The organism is Phocaeicola sartorii JCM 17136 = DSM 21941 (assembly GCF_054653615.1).
In genome coordinates this window covers 4,043,099-4,064,738 of record NZ_BAAIFW010000005.1, presented here as the reverse complement: position 1 = coordinate 4,064,738, position 21,640 = coordinate 4,043,099, and the positions used below count along the sequence as shown (strand labels likewise).

The 21,640-nt window shown below is 47.3% G+C and carries 20 protein-coding genes and 3 pseudogenes; 14 read left to right on the top strand and 9 right to left on the bottom strand.

The genetic code is table 11. From position 1 onward, the window contains the following. Positions 1-52 precede the first annotated feature (52 nt). From ACYQ0C_RS17050 to frr, 3 genes are all read right to left on the bottom strand, one after another. Complete coding sequence (locus tag ACYQ0C_RS17050; protein WP_257463972.1) at positions 53-1,072, bottom strand: M28 family metallopeptidase; 1,020 nt, start codon at positions 1,070-1,072, stop codon at positions 53-55. Positions 1,073-1,085: 13 nt separating this feature from the next. Next, positions 1,086-2,018 (bottom strand): ribosome small subunit-dependent GTPase A, encoded by a 933-nt coding sequence (gene rsgA / locus ACYQ0C_RS17045; protein WP_016278130.1) that lies wholly within the window; start codon positions 2,016-2,018, stop codon positions 1,086-1,088. Between the two features lie 76 nt (positions 2,019-2,094). After that, positions 2,095-2,655 (bottom strand): ribosome recycling factor, encoded by a 561-nt coding sequence (gene frr / locus ACYQ0C_RS17040; RefSeq protein WP_016278129.1) that lies wholly within the window; start codon positions 2,653-2,655, stop codon positions 2,095-2,097. A gap of 239 nt (positions 2,656-2,894) precedes the next feature. Between frr and ACYQ0C_RS17035 the strand changes: the two genes are divergently transcribed. Together ACYQ0C_RS17035 and ACYQ0C_RS17030 are read left to right on the top strand one after the other, a co-directional pair. Further along, positions 2,895-4,466 (top strand): ATP-binding protein, encoded by a 1,572-nt coding sequence (locus tag ACYQ0C_RS17035; protein WP_016278128.1) that lies wholly within the window; start codon positions 2,895-2,897, stop codon positions 4,464-4,466. A gap of 64 nt (positions 4,467-4,530) precedes the next feature. Then, the gene (locus ACYQ0C_RS17030) at positions 4,531-4,773 is read left to right on the top strand and encodes a hypothetical protein (RefSeq protein WP_016278127.1); all 243 of its coding nucleotides are present in this window, start codon (positions 4,531-4,533) and stop codon (positions 4,771-4,773) included. A 29-nt stretch (positions 4,774-4,802) separates the two neighbouring features. Here ACYQ0C_RS17030 and ACYQ0C_RS17025 read toward each other — a convergent pair whose 3' ends face one another. Further along, positions 4,803-5,051 (bottom strand): helix-turn-helix domain-containing protein, encoded by a 249-nt coding sequence (locus ACYQ0C_RS17025; protein ID WP_257205074.1) that lies wholly within the window; start codon positions 5,049-5,051, stop codon positions 4,803-4,805. Between the two features lie 407 nt (positions 5,052-5,458). Between ACYQ0C_RS17025 and ACYQ0C_RS17020 the strand changes: the two genes are divergently transcribed. The 10 genes from ACYQ0C_RS17020 to ACYQ0C_RS16975 all read left to right on the top strand — a co-directional run bounded on the left by ACYQ0C_RS17020 (position 5,459) and on the right by ACYQ0C_RS16975 (position 18,682). Next, positions 5,459-5,668 carry a hypothetical protein gene (locus ACYQ0C_RS17020; RefSeq protein WP_016278125.1) on the top strand — a complete coding sequence of 70 codons (210 nt, stop codon included), beginning with the start codon at positions 5,459-5,461 and terminating at the stop codon, positions 5,666-5,668. Continuing rightward, positions 5,665-6,057, top strand: coding sequence for a hypothetical protein (locus ACYQ0C_RS17015; protein ID WP_016278124.1), 393 nt, complete (start codon positions 5,665-5,667; stop codon positions 6,055-6,057). Before ACYQ0C_RS17020 ends, ACYQ0C_RS17015 begins: the two co-directional genes overlap by 4 nt. Before the next feature lie 24 nt (positions 6,058-6,081). After that, entirely contained in the window at positions 6,082-7,290 is a 1,209-nt protein-coding gene (locus tag ACYQ0C_RS17010) for a tyrosine-type recombinase/integrase (RefSeq protein WP_016278123.1), read from the top strand. A gap of 697 nt (positions 7,291-7,987) precedes the next feature. Continuing rightward, a complete protein-coding gene (locus tag ACYQ0C_RS17005; protein WP_016278122.1) occupies positions 7,988-8,572 on the top strand; it encodes a DUF3575 domain-containing protein in 585 nt (194 codons plus the stop codon). A 13-nt stretch (positions 8,573-8,585) separates the two neighbouring features. After that, entirely contained in the window at positions 8,586-10,019 is a 1,434-nt protein-coding gene (locus ACYQ0C_RS17000) for a DUF3868 domain-containing protein (RefSeq protein ID WP_016278121.1), read from the top strand. Positions 10,020-10,055: 36 nt separating this feature from the next. After that, entirely contained in the window at positions 10,056-11,699 is a 1,644-nt protein-coding gene (locus ACYQ0C_RS16995) for an Mfa1 family fimbria major subunit (RefSeq protein ID WP_016278120.1), read from the top strand. A 239-nt stretch (positions 11,700-11,938) separates the two neighbouring features. Continuing rightward, entirely contained in the window at positions 11,939-13,039 is a 1,101-nt protein-coding gene (locus ACYQ0C_RS16990) for a FimB/Mfa2 family fimbrial subunit (protein ID WP_016278119.1), read from the top strand. 38 nt (positions 13,040-13,077) lie between these two features. Then, complete coding sequence (locus ACYQ0C_RS16985; RefSeq protein WP_167330595.1) at positions 13,078-14,175, top strand: FimB/Mfa2 family fimbrial subunit; 1,098 nt, start codon at positions 13,078-13,080, stop codon at positions 14,173-14,175. A gap of 41 nt (positions 14,176-14,216) precedes the next feature. Continuing rightward, positions 14,217-17,333, top strand: a complete 3,117-nt coding sequence (locus tag ACYQ0C_RS16980) for a DUF4906 domain-containing protein (protein ID WP_016278117.1) — start codon at positions 14,217-14,219, stop codon at positions 17,331-17,333. 68 nt (positions 17,334-17,401) lie between these two features. Then, positions 17,402-18,682, top strand: a complete 1,281-nt coding sequence (locus ACYQ0C_RS16975) for a hypothetical protein (RefSeq protein ID WP_016278116.1) — start codon at positions 17,402-17,404, stop codon at positions 18,680-18,682. A 129-nt stretch (positions 18,683-18,811) separates the two neighbouring features. On the opposite strand, the pseudogene ACYQ0C_RS16970 reads toward ACYQ0C_RS16975, so the two are convergent. Together ACYQ0C_RS16970 and ACYQ0C_RS16965 are read right to left on the bottom strand one after the other, a co-directional pair. Continuing rightward, positions 18,812-18,958, bottom strand: a pseudogene (locus ACYQ0C_RS16970) (ORF6N domain-containing protein); the annotation flags it as partial. A gap of 93 nt (positions 18,959-19,051) precedes the next feature. Next, positions 19,052-19,261: pseudogene (locus tag ACYQ0C_RS16965) on the bottom strand (helix-turn-helix domain-containing protein); the annotation flags it as partial. A gap of 302 nt (positions 19,262-19,563) precedes the next feature. Here ACYQ0C_RS16965 and ACYQ0C_RS16960 point away from each other — a divergent pair. Beyond that, positions 19,564-19,797: a helix-turn-helix domain-containing protein gene (locus tag ACYQ0C_RS16960; protein ID WP_016278114.1), complete on the top strand. Its 234-nt coding sequence runs from the start codon at positions 19,564-19,566 to the stop codon at positions 19,795-19,797. A 95-nt stretch (positions 19,798-19,892) separates the two neighbouring features. Here the strand turns inward: ACYQ0C_RS16960 and ACYQ0C_RS16955 are convergent, their stop codons facing one another. From ACYQ0C_RS16955 to ACYQ0C_RS16945, 3 genes and pseudogenes are all read right to left on the bottom strand, one after another. After that, positions 19,893-20,210, bottom strand: a complete 318-nt coding sequence (locus ACYQ0C_RS16955; protein ID WP_016278113.1) for a helix-turn-helix domain-containing protein — start codon at positions 20,208-20,210, stop codon at positions 19,893-19,895. A gap of 2 nt (positions 20,211-20,212) precedes the next feature. Next, positions 20,213-20,557 (bottom strand): type II toxin-antitoxin system RelE/ParE family toxin, encoded by a 345-nt coding sequence (locus tag ACYQ0C_RS16950; RefSeq protein WP_016278112.1) that lies wholly within the window; start codon positions 20,555-20,557, stop codon positions 20,213-20,215. A 137-nt stretch (positions 20,558-20,694) separates the two neighbouring features. Continuing rightward, a pseudogene (locus ACYQ0C_RS16945) lies at positions 20,695-20,886 on the bottom strand (ATP-dependent DNA helicase); the annotation flags it as partial. A 180-nt stretch (positions 20,887-21,066) separates the two neighbouring features. Here ACYQ0C_RS16945 and ACYQ0C_RS16940 point away from each other — a divergent pair. Continuing rightward, the gene (locus ACYQ0C_RS16940) at positions 21,067-21,600 is read left to right on the top strand and encodes a histidine phosphatase family protein (protein WP_025076784.1); all 534 of its coding nucleotides are present in this window, start codon (positions 21,067-21,069) and stop codon (positions 21,598-21,600) included. The last annotated feature ends 40 nt before the right edge of the window (positions 21,601-21,640 follow it).

Sequence of the window (21,640 nt, the reverse complement as noted above, 5' to 3'; positions counted from 1 at the left end):
TGTAAGGTTAGATAAAAGGACGTGGCGTTCAGTTTAAACGCCACGTCCTTTTTTAATATTTTTTTTCGTTTGCCAGCTTCCACATCGCCAGGAAGGAGGCTTTGGTTATATCGACTACCTTCATCCAGTTGATTTTGGGTGCCTCATCCCCCGGCAGGTGATAATCGGGGTGGGCATCGGTGTGATACCATATAATAGGTATGCCCAGTTTGGCAAATGTACCGTTGTCACTGCCTCCCACGGGATTATCCCAGGCACGGTAATCGGGGGATAACTGCAAGCGGTAGTCTTCAATGTCCTTTTTCAGCCAGTTGCCAAAGGCCTGGTGGGCTGCGGTATAGAAGTAAACGAAATAATCGGGCTGGTCTTCCCGGTTGTTGCGTCCTATCATGTCATAGTTCAGGTAGCCTTTTACCTTTTTAATATCCGGATAGTTCATGGCGAAATAACGGGATCCCAGCAATCCTTTTTCCTCACCATCCCAAAAGGCGAAGATGACGGTGCGTTCCGGTTGCTGGCCGGTAGCAAGGAAAGCACGGGCTACTTGTAATACGGCTTGAACGCCTGATGCGTTATCATCCGCGCCATTATAAATCTGATCTCCTTCCAACAACGGGTCGTAGCCAAGGTGGTCGTAATGTGCGCCGATAATGACAATCTCGTTGGGGTTTTTTCCTTCTATTTTGCCTAAGATATTGCGTAAGGCAAGCTTTTGGTGTACCACTTTTTTCAGTGCGGCAATAGAGTCGGGATGTACTTGCCAGCGTTTCCCTTTCACTTGCCGTTCGGCGTGATATACATCGAAGGGTTGTACATAATCTCCGGCCAGTGGTTTGATTCCCATCTGTTTCAGGCAGGAAATGATATAGTTGCCTGCAATGCGTCCGCCTTTCCATCCAGCTTCGCGTCCTTCCAGTTCGTCGCAGGCCAGAAAGCCGATGTGCGCTTCGGCGGTGGCGCGGTTGATGGCTTCGACTCCTTTCTTTTCGGGAGCTACTTTTTTAGGAGAGGCGGCATTCAGTCCGGTGGCGCATAATGCAGCCAATGCAATGGTCAAGAGGTATTTTTTCATACAGTGGTGGTTTTTAATAAGCGGCGCGATACTTGCCTTCATCCTTGTCTTCCAACATGTTCAGGTAAGAAGTGTAGCGTGACTCGCTGATGAGATGTTTCTCCACGGCATTGCGTACGGCGCATCCGGGCTCGTGTCTGTGGGTGCAGTTTCCATACTTGCAATGAGCGGAATATTCAAATATTTCTTTAAAGTAATGGCCTACTTCTTCTTCTTCCATATCGAATGTTCCGAAACCTTTGATGCCCGGCGTGTCGATGAGGTATCCGCCGTCATGGACAGGGAACATTTCGGAAAAGGTGGTGGTATGCATTCCTTTGTTATGATAATCGGATATTTCTCCTGTTTTCAGGGTCTGTTCAGGCAAGATGGCATTGATCAGGGTCGACTTGCCCACTCCTGAGTTGCCGGAAAGCAAAGTAACCTTTCCTTCCAGGTCTTTTTTCACTTCGTCTGTACCGGTGTTATTCAGGGCGGAAACCTTGAAACAAGGATAACCGATGTGCGTGTACAGGTTTATCAAGGCGTCCATGTAGCGTGTGTCATCCTCGTTGTATCTGTCTATTTTGTTGAATATCAGCTTTACGGGTACACGGTATGCTTCAGCGGTGGCCAGGAAACGGTCAATGAATATGGTTGAGGTCTCGGGGTAATTGATGGTCACGATCAGCATACATTGGTCCAGATTGGCGGCCAGTATATGCGATTGTTTGGAAAGGTTGGAGGCACGCCGGATGATATAGTTCTTGCGGTCTTCTATCTCACAGATAAAGGCGGTTCCTTCATTGTTGGTGATGATTTGTACATAATCTCCTACGGCGACAGGATTGGTACTCCGAATACCTTTCAAACGGAAATTCCCTTTAATTTTGCATTCGATGGTACGTCCGTCTTCCGCTTTGACCAGATACCAGCTGCCTGTGTTTTTTATTACTAATCCTCTCATAAATTAAAATGAAGAAGGAATAATGAAGAAGAAGCCCCTTCTTCATTATTCGTTCCTCATTATTTTTAGTTTTTCATTAAACCGTCATAATTTCTTTATCTTTCTCTGCCAGCAGTTCTTCAATCTTCGCGATATATTTATCGTGTACTTTCTGAAGTTTGGCTTCCGCATTCTTTTGCTCGTCTTCGGGCATACCCTCTTTAACAGCCTTTTTCAGTGCGTCTATGGCGTCACGGCGTGCGTTGCGGATGCTTACTTTTGCGGTTTCTCCTTCGCCTTTACATTGTTTGGCCAGTTGCTTGCGGCGTTCCTCTGTCAATGGCGGAATGCCCAGACGGATAATTTCTCCGTTGTTTTCGGGAGTGATGCCCAGGTCAGAGTCCATGATAGCTTTTTCGATGATGCGGAACATGCTTTTGTCCCATGGCTTGATGGCGATGCTGCGTGCGTCGGGAGTAGTCACGGCGGCTACATTACTGATGGGGACCATGCTTCCATAAGAGTCCACACGAATACCGTCCAGCAATCGGGTACTGGCTTTTCCTGCACGAATGTGCGCCAAGGCCTCTTCCAAATACATAACGGCCATGTCCATTTTCTCTTGTGCGTCGTTGATGCAAGTTTTTGCGTCTATCATACTGTTCTGTTATTTAAGTTGTTTATGGATTCGTCTTTAGTGAAACAAAAGTAATTTATTTTTTGATCATCTGCAATAAAAGGGGGATGATTTTATATTTCTGACCGCCATTTATCGTATCATCATCCATTCAAGTTGTCGGAACTTGATTAAAAACAGATGAAAAGTTTTTGTGTTTTGTCGGATAACAGCTATCTTTGTTTCTATCCCATAAGCAGAATTAGAAAACAATGGAGAATATGGAAGAAAATTACAGACGATACCCCATAGGCATACAGAATTTTGAGCAGTTGCGTAACCGGAATTGTGTATATGTAGACAAGACGGAACTGGTGTACCGGTTGGTCAACACGGACAGTGTGTATTTTCTGAGCCGTCCGCGGAGGTTTGGGAAAAGCTTGCTGGTGTCCACCCTTGAGGCTTACTTTCAAGGGAAAAAAGAGTTGTTCAAGGGGCTGGCAATGGAGCGTCTGGAAAAGGACTGGAACGTGTATCCGGTATTCCATATTGATTTCAGTCTGACTAAATATACCACCCTGTTCGATTTGCAGGAACAGTTGAATCTGTTTTTACTTCGTTGTGAAAAGGTTTATGGGGCGGAAAAGGAGGAAAAGACTCCTGCCGCCCGTCTGCAAGGTATGATCCGCCGTGCGTATGAACAGACCGGTCTGCCGGTCGTTGTTCTGATTGACGAATACGATGCTCCTCTTTTGGACAGTAATTCCAACATCCCCTTGCAGCAGGAGCTTCGGAATGAGCTGCGTAAGTTTTTCAGTCCCCTCAAGGGATTGGGACAATATCTTCGTTTCCTCTTTATCACGGGAATCAGCAAGTTCAGCCAGATGAGCATCTTCAGCGAGCTGAATAATTTGCAGAACATCAGTATGCGGGATGACTTCAGCGCGATTTGCGGCATTACCGAGCGGGAGTTGCTGGACGAGCTTCGTCCGGACATCGAGCGGATGGCTTGGGCGAACGGCGAGACGTACGAAGCAGCCTGTGCGCATCTGAAGCGGCAGTATGACGGGTATCATTTCAGCAAGCATTGTGAGGATATTTACAATCCTTTCAGCCTGTTCAATGCTTTTAACGCAAAGGAGTACAAGAATTTCTGGTTCTCTACCGGCACTCCTACTTTTTTGATTGATTTGTTGCAGGAAACGGATTTTGACGTGCGCCAGCTGGAGGGGGTGGAGGCTACCGACGAGCAGTTTGATGCCCCGACAGAACGGATTACCAGTCCTATTCCCGTTTTATATCAAAGTGGTTACCTGACGATCAAGGGATATGATCCCGAGTTCCAGGTGTACCGGCTGGCCTATCCCAACGGGGAGGTGCGTAAAGGTTTCATCGAGTCCCTATTGCCCGCTTACCTGGAGTTGCCGGGTCAGAACAGTACTTTTTATGTGGTTTCCTTCATCCGCGATCTTCGTAAGGGGGATATAGAGAGCTGCTTGGAACGTACGCGTTCTTTCTTCGCTTCCATTCCCCATGATCTGGAGAACAAGACGGAGAAGCATTACCAGACCATCTTTTATTTGTTGTTCCGCCTGATGGGGATGTATGTGGACAGCGAGGTGAAAAGTGCGGTGGGGCGTGCGGATGTGGTCATAAAGATGCAGGATGCCATTTATGTGCTGGAATTTAAATATGACGGTACGGCCCGGGAGGCATTGGCGCAGATAGACAGCAGGCAGTATGCTGTCCCTTATCGCAAGGATGGCAGGCGCATCGTGAAGGTGGGGATTAATTTCGACAGTGCCACCCGTACTATCGGGGACTGGGCGATAGAGGTGGAAGATGATTGCTAGCTTTCTGCCTGATGCGGTAGTCTCTCTATAGATTAATGTCCTGACAATTGCTGTCAAAGCTGGTATGCTCAAGGAGAAAGCTGCTTCGAACAGTGATGTATTGGAACAGATCAATGCTGTTTATCCGATAGATTCATCTATGAATCCGACAGATATTGCTATTTATGAATTGGATGAAGGAGACGGTAGCATATCTCTGTTGAAGACTTATCAAGGATTACCATCCGATGATAACTTCCTGAATAATATGCTTGAGGAAGCCAACGAAACTTTTGTAGAATTATTAGAAATCCAACAGACATTATGATTCACTTTTTTCTGAAAGAGCATATTACATTATCCAATAAAAGACGATTTGGAGTTTGTGACCCTCCTGCGTTGGAGCAGAAAGCATAATTCATAGACTTTTGATGTTATTTGCTTTTTTGGCACAATAATAGAAGTAAACAATTGTTCTAATTGAGTACGATCAATCCCGGTCAGTCTAATTCCTAAATTTACACCTACAAGCATACCTCTTCGAACCATTCGTCTCACTGTGCTTTTAGAAACATCTATTAACTGAGCAGCTTCCGATACAGAAATAACAACCGTGCATGAAAGCCTCCCGTCACGTGGTTCTTCTTACTGAAAAAAGTAAGATATCTTCGTGGGCAAAGTAAGATATGTTCCCAGGCAAAGTAACACCGCTTACTTGACTCACGAAGTCCACATACTTTTCTTTACAACAACAGACAGCCCTCACAGCCCTCTCATGCCAGTGACGATCATTTCAATGAATTACGAGAGATTTCGTAAAATACAAAAGGAAGCGGTCTCTTGCGGTTAAGATGACCGGGAAAGCTATATTTATATGTCTGTGCTATATTCAATGCCGTTAGCTTTCAGATAGTTCAGTACGTTGTTTGTTTTGGTGAACATCTTGTCTTTCAGTACCGGGGAGTTCTGTATGGTATCTACAAAGTAATTTTACTTTTTAGTTAATTGGACTTATGCAAAGATATATATATCTTCAAATTTATTGCCATTTAAGCAAAGAAATCAATGCGGTAAAAGAAGAACTGGAAAAGGCAAACCAATGCTCTATCAATCACATCAAGGCGGAAGAAACACGGCGGCAAAGACTTGAACAACGGAATGACGCGCTTGCCAACGAGTTCCGCAGACTCAAGCCGGAGATTGTGGATGCGCAAAAAAGTTGAACGGCCTCATTGAAGGAATCGTCGCATATGCAGGAACAATGCAGAATCTCCATGACCTGCTTAAGGCTTCATTTCCTATAAGGTTTGCAGAAAACAACAGGCAGGCATTGCTGGAGGAAATCAATACCATTGCCGACAATGCCATGTCACATATTCGCTGGGAACGCGAAAAGGTGGACAACGATATCCGTCGTAATGAGAATCGCATATCCATGACACAGACGACATTCTGGGGCATGGTTATATTGCTGCTGATATTTGCCACATTTTTTGCCTTCGTCATTTTCGCAAACGTGAAACTGCTTCATTCAGAGATTGTGAGCGAAATAACAGTTGTATATGTCGGATTGGTTGCCATCACATTAGCTTCGATCTCCTATCTTTTATAAATGGAAACACTAAATCAATTATATATGGCAACAATGAAAGTTAAATTTCGTGCATCTTCTATTCCGACGAAAGAAGGCACATTATTCTATCAAGTGGTTCACGGGCGTGTAGCCCGGCAAGTCAATACCGGTTACAAGGTATATCCCTGTGAATGGGATTCCGTTCATGCGGAAATCGTTTTTCCACCCGGTATCGGATATAACCGCGGCAATTATCTTGCATCACTGAAAGAAATCTTGTACGGGAACACCAAACGGTTCAAAAACATAATTGCACGTTTGGAACGTACCGGTGAGAATTATACTGCCGGAGATGTACTGAAACGCTACCTCACGCCTTCGGATGGCGAGGGTTTCATTTCTTTTGCCCGTGAGGTTATCCGGCAGATGGGACAGATCGGGAAACCCCGTACCGCAGAACGGTACACGGTTGTCACCAGAAGTTTCGAGCGTTTTTGTGGCGAAAATGATGTGTTTCTTGATGAAGTTGATTCCGATTTGATGGTACGCTATGAAAACTTCCTGAAAGCGGCAGGGGTGTGTCCCAATACCACATCCTATTATATGCGTGGCTTGCGAGCCATCTACAACCGGGCCGTCGAAAAGGAACTGACCGTACAACGCTATCCGTTCAGGCACGTTTATACGGGTATCGACAAGACGGTCAAGCGGGCTGTTCCGCTGAATATCATTCGTCAGATCCGGGATTTGGATTTGACGCTTTCTCCGGCAACCGATTTGGCAAGGGATGTCTTCATGTTCTCGTTCTACACACGTGGAATGTCATTCATAGACATGGCATTTCTCAAGAAAAAAGACCTTCAGAACGGAATACTCTCTTACCGCAGGCAGAAAACCGGGCAGCAGCTATCCATCAAATGGGAGAGGCCCATGCAGGAAATCATCGATAAATACGACATCAAGGACACTCCCTATCTGTTGCCTATTATCAGGAATATGGAAGTGGATGCACGAAAGCAGTACAAGAATGCGGCTCATCTGGTCAATGACAAGCTGAGGAGGTTGGGTGAACAACTGGGACTGGCAATTCCGTTGACCACATACGTGGCGCGTCACGGTTGGGCTTCCATTGCCCGAAGTAAGAATATCCCACTTCCAATCATCAGTGAAGCGATGGGACACAATTCCGAAAAGACCACGCGTATCTATCTCGCCTCGTTGGATACTTCTGCCGTTGATAAGGCAAACAGCCAGATACTCAAGGCTCTGTAAGGACTATGATAGGATGAAAACCAGCTTAGGTTTGATATGTCGGATAAGTAAAAGAGGATAAAATCTGTTGTGCAAATCCCTAAATCTCCTTTTAAGAGAATTATTTCACAATGCAAAGGTACTGAAAATGCAAGAAACCGCCAAATAAAATGAAATAATCGGTAATATGGTGGTTTTCTTCATACAAACCTAAAGGTGTCAAGCGATGTCAGGCTTTTCACGTTGTTTTTATGGTGTAAAATGTCTGATTATTAATCCACAATAAAATCCCTAATTCTCTTAAAAGGAGATGTATCAATGAACAGACGTTTACGGGGGCACATTTGCGTTTCCCAAAGTGGGAACGAAAGAGGGTTGGGTGTCAATTCCTTTGAGTGGTTTCCGAAAGACGTATGAAACATGATTAAAAGAAGTGCTTCTCAATATATCAAGTTATTGGGCGGTAGCTTCATTCTCTCTATAAGAGAAATATGAATACGTGACATAGGATTTAACTGATTGATAAACAGGAATGGTCTTTCGATAGCGAATGCTGATTTACACAGATTCTGTTAAGCGTAGCAACTGTGTAGTTCGAAAGCAACATCCGTTTGATACGGTTATCACCTAAAAATCACGCAATTCTTACCATGCAGTCATTCTCTTATAGAGAGATGTTGCGGATAAAGAGTGAAACTGAAATAAATATAAATAGGAAATGAAACGTGCACTTTTATTATTTATGATAGTCGTCTCCTGTGTCTCGCAGGAACTCTGTGCGCAGAAGGTGGGCGTGAAAACCAATCTGGCAGCAGATTTTATGTTGAATCCAAATATAGGATTGGAGGTAGGTCTTGCTCCCAAGTGGACACTGGAAGTGGATGGCCAGTTCAATGCGTGGACACTCTCGGATGACAAACGCTGGAAGCATTGGGCAGTGCAGCCCGGAGTTCGCTACTGGCTATGCGACCGCTTCGGTGCGAGTTTTTTAGGATTTCACCTACATGGCGGGCAATATAATATCGGCGGCATCGACGGCAAAATCAATTTCTTGGGTACCGACTCCCGCAAACTGAAAGATTCCCGCTATCAAGGTTGGTTCATGGGCGCGGGCGTGTCCTACGGTTACGCATGGATACTTGGCCGGCACTGGAACCTCGAAGCCGAAATCGGTGCCGGCTACTCCTATACCCGTTATGACAGGTTTCGTTGTGCGGGATGCGGCAAGAAGGTGGAAACCGATAAGCCGCATCATTACGTTGGTCCCACCAAGGTGGCCATCAATTTGGTTTATCTATTCTAAAATGTGACGAAGTATGAAAAGGACAATATATATAATGATGGCAGCCCTCTCCGGCATGGTTTGTATGCCGGAGGCGGATGCGCAGGAGGCGAAGGACATCATCCCTGGTGTTTCCATCAATAATTTCTCGATGGAGCGCGAAGGCAAGTTCCTGAACGTGGCGATGGATATAGATTTGAAAGACCTCGATGTCTCTTCAAATTGCGTCGTGCTGCTCACGCCACGTCTTGTCAATGGTATAGACTCTCTCGACCTCCCTTCGGTGGGTATATACGGTCGCAGACGGTATTACTATTACGTGAGAAACGGCATAGGTGGCATTTCCGGTGATGACGAGAAGGTCTATCGTGCATCGGAGAAGCCGGACGACATAGCCTACAGCAACCTCACCGAGTACAGCGACTGGATGGACGGAGCCACGCTCAAGTTCCACCGCGGCGATTTCGGCTGCTGCCACAATATGCTGGCTGAATACGACAGTATCTTGGGCCGTCACCACGAAGCCTTCTTCCCTGCGCTGATGTTCGTTCAGCCCAAGGCCGACATCGAGAAGACCCGCTCGCTGTCAGGATTCGCCTACATCGACTTCCCGGTCAATCAGACGGTGATATATCCCGACTACCACAACAATACGGTGGAACTGAGCAAGATAGACGATACCATCGACTCCGTGCGTGCCGACAAGGATATTACTATCACCTCTGTATGGCTCAAGGGATACGCATCGCCGGAGAGCCCCTACAAGCATAACGCCGAACTCGCCATCGGCCGTACCGCCGCCCTCAAAGAGCACATCGGGCAGTTGTTTCACTTTGCCGACGGCATTATCGACATCGACTACGAGCCGGAGAACTGGGAGGGTCTGCGCGAATATGTGGCGACGTCGAACATCGACCACCGCGAGGAGATACTGGCTATGATTGACAGCGACATGGAGCCTGATGCCAAGGAATGGAAAATCAAACGCACCTATCCTAAGGAGTACCGCTTCCTGCTGCAATATTGCTACCCCTATCTGCGCCGCACCGACTACCGTATCGAATATAAGATACGTATCTTCTACGATGTGGATGAAATCAGACGCGTCATGGCGGAGCAGCCACAGAAGCTGAGTCAGAACGAGTTTTACTTGGTGGCGAAGGAATACGAGCCAGGTACACAGGAATTTACGGATGTGTTCGAGACCGCCGTGCGCATGTTCCCCGACGACGCGGTAGCCAACCTCAATGCCGCCAACGCCGCCATCCGTCGCGATGATTTCGCGGCAGCACGCCGCTACCTCGCCAAGGCGGGCGATTCTGCCGAAACCATGTATGCACGTGGAGCGCTCGCTGTGAGGGAGAAGGATTACACGATGGCTATAAAGTGTCTGGAGCAGGCAGAGAAGATGGGTCTGCAACAGGCGACCGCTACACTGAAAGAACTTAACGGCAGACGAAAGAGATAATAAACTGAATAAAAATCATTTTTAACACTTAACAACATGCGATTAAAATTTTTATTTATGACAATGATCGCAGCCCTGGCGTTTGCCGGGTGCTCCAGCGAAGACGACCCTATCAACAAGGGTGACGAAAACACCGACGATAGCTACGGTTATGTGGCCGTGAACATCGTGGAGCCGAAATCCATCGACACACGTGCCGTCGCTGGTTATGAGGATGGTACGAATACTGAAAACAATGCGGCGACCGCCCTTTTCTGTGTCTACAAGACAGACGGTACAATGCAGTGCGACCCTCGGACAATCAATCTGACTGAAGAGTCCGGAGCGAGTGACAATAATCCCTATGTAGAGAAAGTATACAAAGCCGTTCTGGTTATCGATGGCGTAAAAGAAGCAGACAAACCGACCACTAACCTTGAGCTTGTCTGCGTGCTTAACGCACCCTCTACTTTGACGGTTACCGAGACTACATCACTGGCAACCCTCAAACAGCAGATTAATGATTACGGCAGTCATACTGACGGAACATTCATTATGACCAATTCCGTTTACAAAAACGGCGATATGGAGGTCTGCGGAGCGACTGTTACCGGTGACGACCTTAAAACTTCTGCATCTGATGCTTTGGAACACCCGGTCGAAATCTATGTAGAGCGCGTGGTTGCCAGAATCCAGGCCAAGGCAGGCACTTCCTTTGGCAACCAAGGCGCCACCCCGAGCGTCGATGGAACCGAGAAGTCACTGACCATTAATGTCACCGGTATTGAGGTCGCTAATATCGCCCAGAAATCCTATCTGTTCAAGAACATTTCGGGTTTTAGCTATGGGTGGGCATGGGACGTAACTAATAAACGAAGCTACTGGGAAACTGTACCTCTCATGACCGGAGATAATGCCCTGACATTCGGCAATAAATCTTATAAGGACATAGCTACTGAAACCTCTTTCAACATCACAACATTGACGAATTTCAAGGAATACGTCCAGCCGAATACCTCTGCCCAGAAGACGGCGATTCTTGTAACCGCCCAGCTGATGGACGGCTCGAACCCTGCCGACCTTGCCTATATCCGTGGCGGATATACGACTAAAGCTGGCGCGAAGAACGTCATACTAACTTATTTGCAGTCAAAAGGTTACTGCAAAAAAGTGTCAGATTCCCCAGCCCAATACACGTCCATAGTCGCCGATGATATCGAATGGGTGAACAACGAAGACCTTAAAGCCGAAACAGGTAGTGGCGAAATCAGCTGGCTTGAAAGTTATGAGGTCGTTGCGAGAGTAAAATCTTCTGTTACCGACCTTTTTATTAACAATGCCGGTACATATACATCAACAACTACGACTGTTATCAACACTGATTTGGCAGGAACTGAAACCTCTCATCCTTATGTCGCACGTGTATATACCGATGGCAAGTGCTACTATTACGTGAACATCGACCAGTCTCCGGTTGCTGGTACTGGTACGACAGCCCATACGTATGATGGCGTTATCCGCAACCACATCTACGACCTCACGCTTAACTCTATTCGGGGTGTCGGCACCCCTGTGTTCGACCCGGAAGATGTGATTATTCCCGACCAACCCACGGATGAAACCCTATGGTTCATCGGAGCGAGAGTCAATGTACTCAAATGGAGAATCGTAAAACAGAATGTAGATTTTAGCGGAAACTAACGATTTACCCCCTTATCGATCAGTATCGGAGCTCGCAGGCTCCGATACTGATTTACTGAAAAAAAAAGACAGCACTTGCGCACCGGTGTAAAAGAGAGGTGTGCACTCGGAAACAATGATAACGTTTCCCACCTAACGAGAATATTCGACGGCACCTCCGGTTGCCGCACAACATATAGATCTCCGTAATGGTGACAAAACGGAATTTGCGAAGTAAAAAAAATGTAGAACGATATATTATGAACATCATATCGGCATATATAAGGAAAATGGGACGTGCGATACTTGCTGCCACGGTGTTCTGCAGTGTATTGCCGTCGTGCGACAACATCATCTACGATGACGAGGGCGACTGTTCGGTAACCTACCGCGTAGCATTCCGTTACGACCGCAACATGAAATGGACGGACGCATTTCCCTCGGAAGTGAAATCGGTGCACCTCTATGCTTTCAACAAGGGAGGCATCCTCGTGTGGCAGAATAGTGAAAAGGGCGAGGCGCTTGCCGCCGACGGCTACGCCATGACACTCGACCTCCCTTCCGGCGACTACCATTTGGTTGCATGGTGCGGACTGGAGAACGACGGCACGAGACCGGAATCCTTCTTCGTGCCCGAAGCACGTGTGGGAGAAACCCGTCTCGAGGAGCTGCGCTGCAAGCTCAGCCGCGAGTATGATGCCGGCGGCGCATACAGTAAAAAGAAACTCTATCCTCTCTATCACGGTATGCTCGACGTGAACCTGCCCGACCTGACCTACGAGGGCGGCGAATACACCTGCACGGTACCGCTCATCAAGAACACAAACCACGTGCGCGTTATCCTGCAGCATCTGTCGGGCGAACCGGTGGCCCCGGAGGATTTCACGTTCCGAATCGAGGAGGAGAACGGACTGATGGGGAACGACAACAGCCTGTTGCCCGACGAAATGATTACCTACTGGGCTCACGACAAGCAGTCGGGCACCACGGGCATGGGGATTGACGACTATCCCGAGCAAGGGCGCGCGGCGCAGGCCGCACAGGCTTCGGCACGTGCCGTCACCTCTGTGAGCGTCGCCATAGCCGACCTGACGATAGCGCGGCTCACGAAGGAACGCAAGACATACCTTACCATACACAATCCCGAGGGTGAGATTGCCGCACGTATTCCTTTGAGGGATTACGCCCTGCTGCTCAAGGACGGTTATGATCACGAGATGACCGACGAGGATTACCTCGACCGGCAGGATGAGTGGGCGCTCACCTTCTTCCTCGACGAGAGGGACAAGTGGATAGGCGTCTCCATCATCATTAACTCGTGGCGAGTGGTACTTGAAGATATTGATTTTGGTGGAAATTGAGCGTGATGCGGACACGAATACGACATATCATAGCACGCGTGATACCGACCCTCACGGTCTGTATCGTCTGCCTCGTGTTCCACGGCTGCAGCTCGGAAATCGAATATCCGGGCGAAATCACCAACGACGGTATCGTGCAGGTGGGTTTTCATATCAGACTGAACGAGGATTACGGCACGTACCTTCCGGAATCACGGGCGGACGGCGTCTCGTTGCCTCCCGATTATGACGACCCGGCGAAATATGAGACCGGCACCGGCTACGAGAACTACATCGGCATCACTGGCAATGATTTCCGCTTCCTGCTCTTCGACAGCGAGGGCAAATTCGTGGAGAAGATGAACGTGCTCTATGTCGTCCCCGTGGGTGAAGACAAGTATCCGTCGGACTACACTGTGTTCTGCACTCTGACGAAGAAACCCGATGCGACGTTCCGTATCGTGGCTCTCGCTAACTGGGGCAGCTATCCTCAAGACGCGAACCTGACTGTGGGCATCACCACAATCCGCGATGTCTGCGAGAATGTCAGAGTGAATAATACCTACGCCTACGCAGCTCCTTTTACCCCCTCGGCGGAAACGCCCATACCGATGTACGGCGTGAAGACCTGCACGATGCCCCTTAATACCGACAGGTACATTGACATCGGCGACCTCTATCTGCTGCGTGCGTTGGCGAAAGTGGAGGTGATATGCAAGGAAACTCCTTATCTGGAGCTTCACTCCGTGCAGCTCACGGGTTACAACACCAATGGCTACTGCGCCCCGCAAGAGATGTATGACAACACTGGTTACGTCTCCGTGCCGCATATCCCGACCGATGCCGGGAGTAACGTTACCAGCCCTCTTGCTTTTCATGTTTCGCCGGATAAAAGCAAGGCGTGGATTTATATCCCTGAATACTTGAACAAGGAAGCCGGCACGCCCTGTCGGCTGTCCGTTACGTTCGCCGATAATACCGACAAACAGTACACCGTTGAGTTTTGTCAGTACGACATCGGCGGAAACCCCACCGGGAACCGCCTCGACATCCTGCGCAACGTTTGTTACCGCTTCACGGTGGACAAGACAGCGGAGTTCACGGTCGATCTGGTTCCTTACGGTGTCAAGGATCTTAACCCCGGTTTCGGTATATGATATGAATGATGGTTAGCAATAAAGAGATAAAATGATATACGATGAAGAGTTTCGTAAAATTTATAGTTTCAATTCTGCCATCCGCACTATTGCTCGTTTCTTGTGTGGATGAGAAGTTCTATACGGACGACTACATACCCGACGGCGTATCGGAATTTACCGCCACGGTCGACTTTAAGGCTTTTACTCCGGCGCTTGAGACCCGCGCGGCTGGTGACGCTATCAAGGAAATCAACTCCCTGTGGCTGGTAATCTACGAGCAAGACGGAAACGGTGCTTGGAAGCTCGAAAAGGACGGTAAAATAGAAATTACTGCAGCGGATCATCAACTCACAACGAGCATTGCCGACAACACGCGACCGGATGATGTGCCACAGCCCGATAGCCAGACTGAGACCCGGACCGGTCGTGCCAGCTTCCGTCTCCGGCACAAGAACGGACAGTACAAGATCTACGCCGTGGCGAATTGCGACACGATCTCCAAGGTCGAAGGCACCAAAATCGACACCCCGGAAAAACTGAAAAGCCTACAGCTCACATGGGATACAAAGGACATCCACAAAAACGCCGAGATGTTCGGTTTCTTTACCAATGATAAGGATAAATTCGGCTCCGATGATGAATCTGTCACTATCGGTCCGAACCGCGAATTGCACGCATGGATACGCCGTACCGCCTCCAAGGTCACCGTGGCATTCAATGGAGAGGGACTCCATGACGGGGTTTCAATCTATCCCTTGACTGTATCCATCAAGGATATTCCTCTGCACTGTCCGCTCGGATCGGATAATACCGAACCGGATGTGCTCATTGACGGTGAAATGATAAAATATTACGAGGGAGACACTCCGCCGACTGACATCGGTTCCATCGCCGGCAACGGATTGGTTATCAACAAAGAAACTTCCGTAAACATGTCTCTTCACGCCGAAACCGCTCCTGCATTGTACTTCTACGAAAACATGCAGGGTTCTGGAGAGGATATGCCCGACAAACGGCAGGATGCGAATGGAGATAAGACGTTGGACCATCCCGGATTGCCGGGTGACGATACTTACAGGCTGAAAGATGACGTACCTTACGGCACTTACATTGAAGTTCAGGCTATCTGGCGCTCGACGAACACTGAGCGCCAGGGCAGCGGTATCGTCAAGTACCGTTTCATGCTCGGCAAGGACGTAATCAAAGACTATGATGCCGAGCGGAACTATCACTACAAACTGACGATGAATTTCAAAAACTTCGCCAACGATGTAGACTGGCACATAGATTATCGCGAGCAGACTTTCGAGGTCTCCGAACCCCAGCCGTTCAATTACCAAGGAAAAGTTTTCGTCCCGGATAAATCATGGCCGAATTTGAAACACGAGTTCAGTGATACTTTAACCGTCACGGTCGCCAGCTATATAGAGGGTAACGACGGAACAATACAGCCCGTCAACTATGAGATTCTTTCAGGTGGCGAATGGCTCGAATGTAAACGTATAGCCCCAGGAGACCATCCCTACGAAGTAAAATACAAATTCACCGTCAAAAAGGATGTCTTGAAGCCTGATAAGGAAATCGACATAAACCAAGAACTTAAAGCCGCGACTTCAAAGTCCGATGATATAAATAAGCCCTACAATCTTGCCGACCCGAACGGCACGCCCGACAATATTGTCTGCACGGCGAATTGCTATATGATCGATGCTCCGGGATGGTACATCTTCCCGCTTGTATACGGTAATGCCATCCATAACGGGACGGTGAACGAAAGTTCCTACAAATCCACCGGTAGCTCCGGCGACAGTTTCCTGTCCTCATTTGTAAATCACCTTGGAAATCCTATTACAAGTCCTTATATCAAAGAAAACACAGGCTGTAATCCCCAGGTCGCATGTTTAGTGTGGATGGATACTTACGACGACTTGAGTAATAATCCGGGGGGAATCATTCGCCCGCATTTCACTTGGGGAGGAGCGGCAGATAAGATAGAGGAATCTCCGAAATATATGCCGAATGCCTATGGAGGGAAAGGAGGCATACGCTTTTATGTCGATCCTCAAAGAATCAAACAGGGAAACGCCGTGATAGCGATATGCGACAAAGCACCTACAACGAATTCTAATGCTTTCTATCAATTTGATGCTATTTGGAGCTGGCATATTTGGGTTACCCGTCTCGATGTCAAGGAGAAAGACAAGACCATCGAGGTCACTGCCCACGACCCATCCCGCAAGTTCGAGTTTATGCCGATGAACCTCGGATGGTGTTCCGAAGACGGCGAGAAAATAAAGTATTACGAAGAACGCGTGGCTGAAATCAAGTTCAGTTCCGGCGGTAAGAACGAGACTGTAAAGATTGTCAAGAAATCGCATATTGCTTTTACTTATGGCAATAACCCCTATTACCAATGGGGGCGCAAAGACCCTTTTATTGCTGCAAAAAAGGGCGAAGCTGACAACAACAAACCATGGTATAATTATGCAGGAGTTCGGGATGGGAGGAATCCGCCGCGCCTTACAAACGATAGTCCCGATTATGATAGTGAACGACTGACCACTCGTCAAGCCTTGGGACATCTCATCAGACACCCCGAAACATGGCATAATCCGCCTCGAGAGTGGAAAAAAGATGAAACAGTGACAGATCGAGATTATTGGCGCTACTTCAGCAAAAATGAATCATACTCCAATCTTTGGGAAGGACGTCAAGGCAAGGATCACACGGCTCAGACTCTGAAAACAGTGTACGACCCATCCCCGGTAGGTTACCAGGTATGCCACTATAACGCGTTCAGCGGGTTCACTACCACGGGCGACAACACAGGCTGGGAACCGGAATGGTACGACGTGCGGACGGAAAACATCATGCCCGGTAACCCGACGGAAGGATTGTACGAGTTTTATACGAATCCCGAGAAAAACCAGTCAATTATATTCCCTATGAGTAGCTATCGTGACTGGGACAGTTATGCGTACATCGCTGATACGGAATTAATGATAATCGGTTATTCATGGGCAGCAGGAAACGCAAGAAACGATGACAATTATGCGTACAACTTCATGTTCTCGCGTAAAGATAAAAATGGTTATATCCGCCCGAAAGACAGTTTCTATCCCACCGACGGTATGCCCGTGCGATCTGTCCGTAACGGCTCACATACCGGTTATTAACCCTTGACTCCTGTTTTTCATGTTGAAATTGCTGCATGAACATTCAAACAGAATTAACTTGAGAAAACTTGAAAGAGAAGATACCTAATCGGACAAGAGGCTGCAAACCGGAGACGGAAGCGAAATATCGCCCGGCGTTGGAGTTATATGCTGCCACCGACCTCTCTATTGCGGAGATATGCCGACAGTGCGGAATATCCACCAGCGGATTTTCCCGTTATATCGGTATCTACCATCGTCATCTGATGCTGGAACGCAACGGCATCAAATGCGACCGGGAGGAAGCTGGTGACATCAAGATAAGCCAGCGGCGCGGACAGTGTCCCGAAACCCATGCCAAATACAAGGAGGCCATCGCGGCGTGTGACAGCATGGACTATATAGAGTACAATGTATCGCAGATTGCCCGAGAGTTCGGATTGGACGGTACGAATCTCGGGCGCCAGTTGCGGACGCATTATCCCGAAGTATTAGAGTTCCGTGAGTGGGCACGGCAACGGTTGGGGCTGGACGACGGTCTGCCCCGTGGTACGCGCCCGTGGTGCAGGGAGCAGTATGCCGAAGCGGTGGAGCTTCTGCGTACCGACCGTTATGTCACGGTGCAGGAGGCAGCCGACCGTTGCAATGTGTCCTACTCCGGATTGGAGCAACACCTGATATTTTACCACAAGGAGTTGGTCGATAACCGAATCAAGGTACGCAAGAAGGCCGTGAGACAGCAGCGCAAAGGAAAGATAACGGGACGTGGTACCCTTCACACCCCGAAGCCCGAGACGGTGGAAGTGTATGCCGAAGCCCTCCACCTCTACCGTACCACCCCGATGTCTGTCCGGAAAATAGCCAAGCAGATCGGCGTGTCGCTAAGAGGTTTCTACGACTACCTGCAAACTTGGCACAAGGAACTGGTTTGCCAGCGGAAAGGCATTCCTTACGAGGAGGGCAAGCCGGTGGACTGGTCATCGGTGCGCAGATACAACCCCGCCACCGCTGCAAAATACGCTGACGCCATCGCTAAGCTGAAAAAAGGTGGGCTTACCACGGCAAAGGTCGCCGCCGAGTTCGGCCTGCATCCCGAATGTTTCCGCCAATACTTGAAAGAGCATGAGCCGGAACTGCACGCGAACTTGGGAATGAAAAAGACGGAAAACGGTGGAGTAATGGCACCGCACAGCATGGAGAAATACAAGGAGGCTTTGCACCTATATGCCACTACAACTGAAAGCGTGAAATCGCTGGCAAGACGATTCGGGTTCAACGACTGTTCATTTGGACAATTCATCAGAAGACAGTTCCCTGAATTGCACGAACAGCATCAAAAACTGCTACGGCAAATGAAAGAAGCGGATTAAGTTCACACTATGCTGATATGTTCTTTTGAAGCCGAACCGGACTAAAGCTGAATCCTGTTGATGAGTTCTACTGCCGTAATGTCATGCATAAAGGTGAAACCGAACCAGCGTATGGTAATTTTCTTCAAACTCTTCTTTAGTAAGTTGAAACATGAAATCAGGAAAACGTTCGATGTTTCGCTTTACCTGCTCGTTCAGACGTTTGGTTTCCACTCCATATATTGCTGCCAAATCTCTGTCAAGCATAACCTGTTTCCCTTTGATTATTCTAATCATCGGTTGAATGTTGGTTACTTCGGGCAACTGGTCGCAACTTGCGACCGGTTCGCTTGCTTTGCCCTCTATCTTTTCTTTCGCCATATTCCTGTATTATTGACCGTTTTCGTCCGGACTTTTGATAATTTCGATACCCAATGCGTTTTCTATCTTACATATAGTTTCCAACGACATATCCTTATGCCCTTTCAGCACCTTGGAAACATACTGCTGGGTGCAATTCATTTTCTCGGCAAGCATCCGTTGCGTCATGCCGAGTTCAGACATGATTACGGCTATCCATTGAGAGTATTGCACCCAATTCCTTTTATCTTGCCCGACCTTGACGGTCTACGGTTCGGCTTCCAAAGTTCTGCAAGGCGTCTTGTATGTGATTATATTCATTGAAACGATTACATTGTCTGACTCAGATGCAAAGGTTACACAAATATCCGATAATACACAACTTTGGAGTTGTTGTTTCGTGAGAAGAAACAAAATGCCATACCTAAATCAGAGATTTAGGAAAGCGGATATTTATTACCTATTCATTTATCGGAGTCGTTAAAATACGCCTTTATGTTTTTAAAATACACCTTGAACTTTAAAAAATACGCCTTCAACTTTTGCCTGTCGGCGAAGACGCCAATCCGGCATTTGCCGCATTGGAGCAAAAAGTGGATGAGTGGATTGAGAACCGGGGCTATACAGTCCCCGCATTGACCATACAGCAGCTTGCGGCGGAACTGGGGACGAACCGCACTTACCTGTCCGACTATGTAAACTCGAAGTACTCCCTCTCCTTCCGGAATTGGATCGCCCAGCTGCGCATCGACTATTCCAAGCGGCTGCTCATTTAGCCTGAATAATTTATAATCTTTGCTATTTTAGTCACTCACGTTTTTTTCTCCTGTACAATTTGCAATCGAGATATTATTTTGCGTTATTTCTATTTTTACCAAAGAGCCACCTTTCCCAAAGAACCTAATTCAAGATTAGCGGATTTTACTCCCATTGCTTTAAAAGCCCTTACTATTGTAGAGAACGTAACGCTTTTTCCGCTTTCTATCTTGGAAATTTGAGCCTTTTGCACTCCCATAAGTTCTCCAAGTTGTTCTTGGGTAAGGTTCTTAGATTCTCTAGCCTTTTTTATGGCCTCTCCTATGAGGAAGTTATTTATATCTGCTTCATATTTATCCCGTCTTGGAGTTCCTTTAGCTCCTACTACGGCGTCCAGCATTTCTTCGTGGGTGTATAATCTTAATTCAGCCATGACTATTTATTTTTAGAGTTAAAATATTCTTTCCTTATTTCTTGAACTTTCGCTATTTCTTTTGGTGGTGTCTTTTGGCTTTTCTTAGTAAATCCATGAGTGACTATTACCAAAGTATCAGTACCAGTGTCCCAGAATGCAAGTAATCTGTATTCCATCCCGCTATATTGGGTTCTAAACTCCCATATATCCGTATCACCTAACTTTTTGAAAAGTTCTTTATCTAAGACAAACATGCTTTTACCAATATTATAAACTATTTTGTCTCTTACTTTCTCATTAAGGGATTGAAGAAACTCTATCGCTTCTTGCATATAGACTACTTGAAATCTCGGTTTCTGCTCCATTTTGCTGTTGTTTAGCGCAACAAAGATAATTAAAGTTTCTAATTTAGGAAACTTTAATCGGTTTTTTCTTCGGTTATAGCCACAATTTTCTTTTTTCAAAGGAACCATTACATTTAAATATCAAAGTACCGGAAAACCGGTATAACTTCGCTATCAAAAGAGATGTTTCGTCTCCGACGTTCCAATTCCGAAATGATAGCTTCATCCGCAAGTCGATTGGTCGATCCTACACGAATAAATGTCCCTTGTAACTTGCCTTTCTCTTTGAGATAATAAGGTGGCGTACTACCTCTGAAAACAGTCACTTGAATCAAGTGTTTGTTTTTCTTTTATGTTCATACTTCTACTGTTGATTAAAGCTATCAATGACTTCGGATTGTGTTATAACTTCATTGGCAAACTTCTCCATCAAAAGTTCCTTTCTATCGTCTAAATCACTGTTTGTCAGTTTTATTGATATATTTTGTACTAAGTCTCAAATTTTCTGTTTATCTTTGATACCCAAAAAGATGATAACTTTATATTTAGCCCGTCACGGGCAGACAGAAGAGAATATCGCCCGTATTTTCCAAGGACACATGCCGGGCACGCTGACGGTGGAAGGAGTGGCACAGGCTGAAGCCTTGCGTGATACTTTGCAGGACATCCCTTTGGACGCAGTGGTCAGCAGTGATTTAAAACGGTGTGTGGATACGGCCCGTATTGCGTTGGAAGGCCGGAATCTGCCTTGGGAGAAAACGATTTTGTTGCGTGAGATAGATTGGGGGAGCTGGACAGGTCTTGCCATTAAAGACGTTGATTTGCAACATTTCCCGGCAGATGTGGAAACGGAAGCGATGCTCTATGAACGTGCGGGGCGTTTTGTGGACTACCTGAAAGAACGGTATGATGGAAAACGGGTGCTGGCCGTCGGACATGGACTGATAAACAGGGCGGTACAGGCACACATTCAAGGAGTGACACTGGAACACTTGCGCAGCGTGCCAAAGATGAATAATGCGGAATTACGCCGGTTCCAATTATGCTCAGCGAATCGTTGCTAAAAAACACCCTCCCGGAGTCTTGTAAAACTCTGGGAGGGTG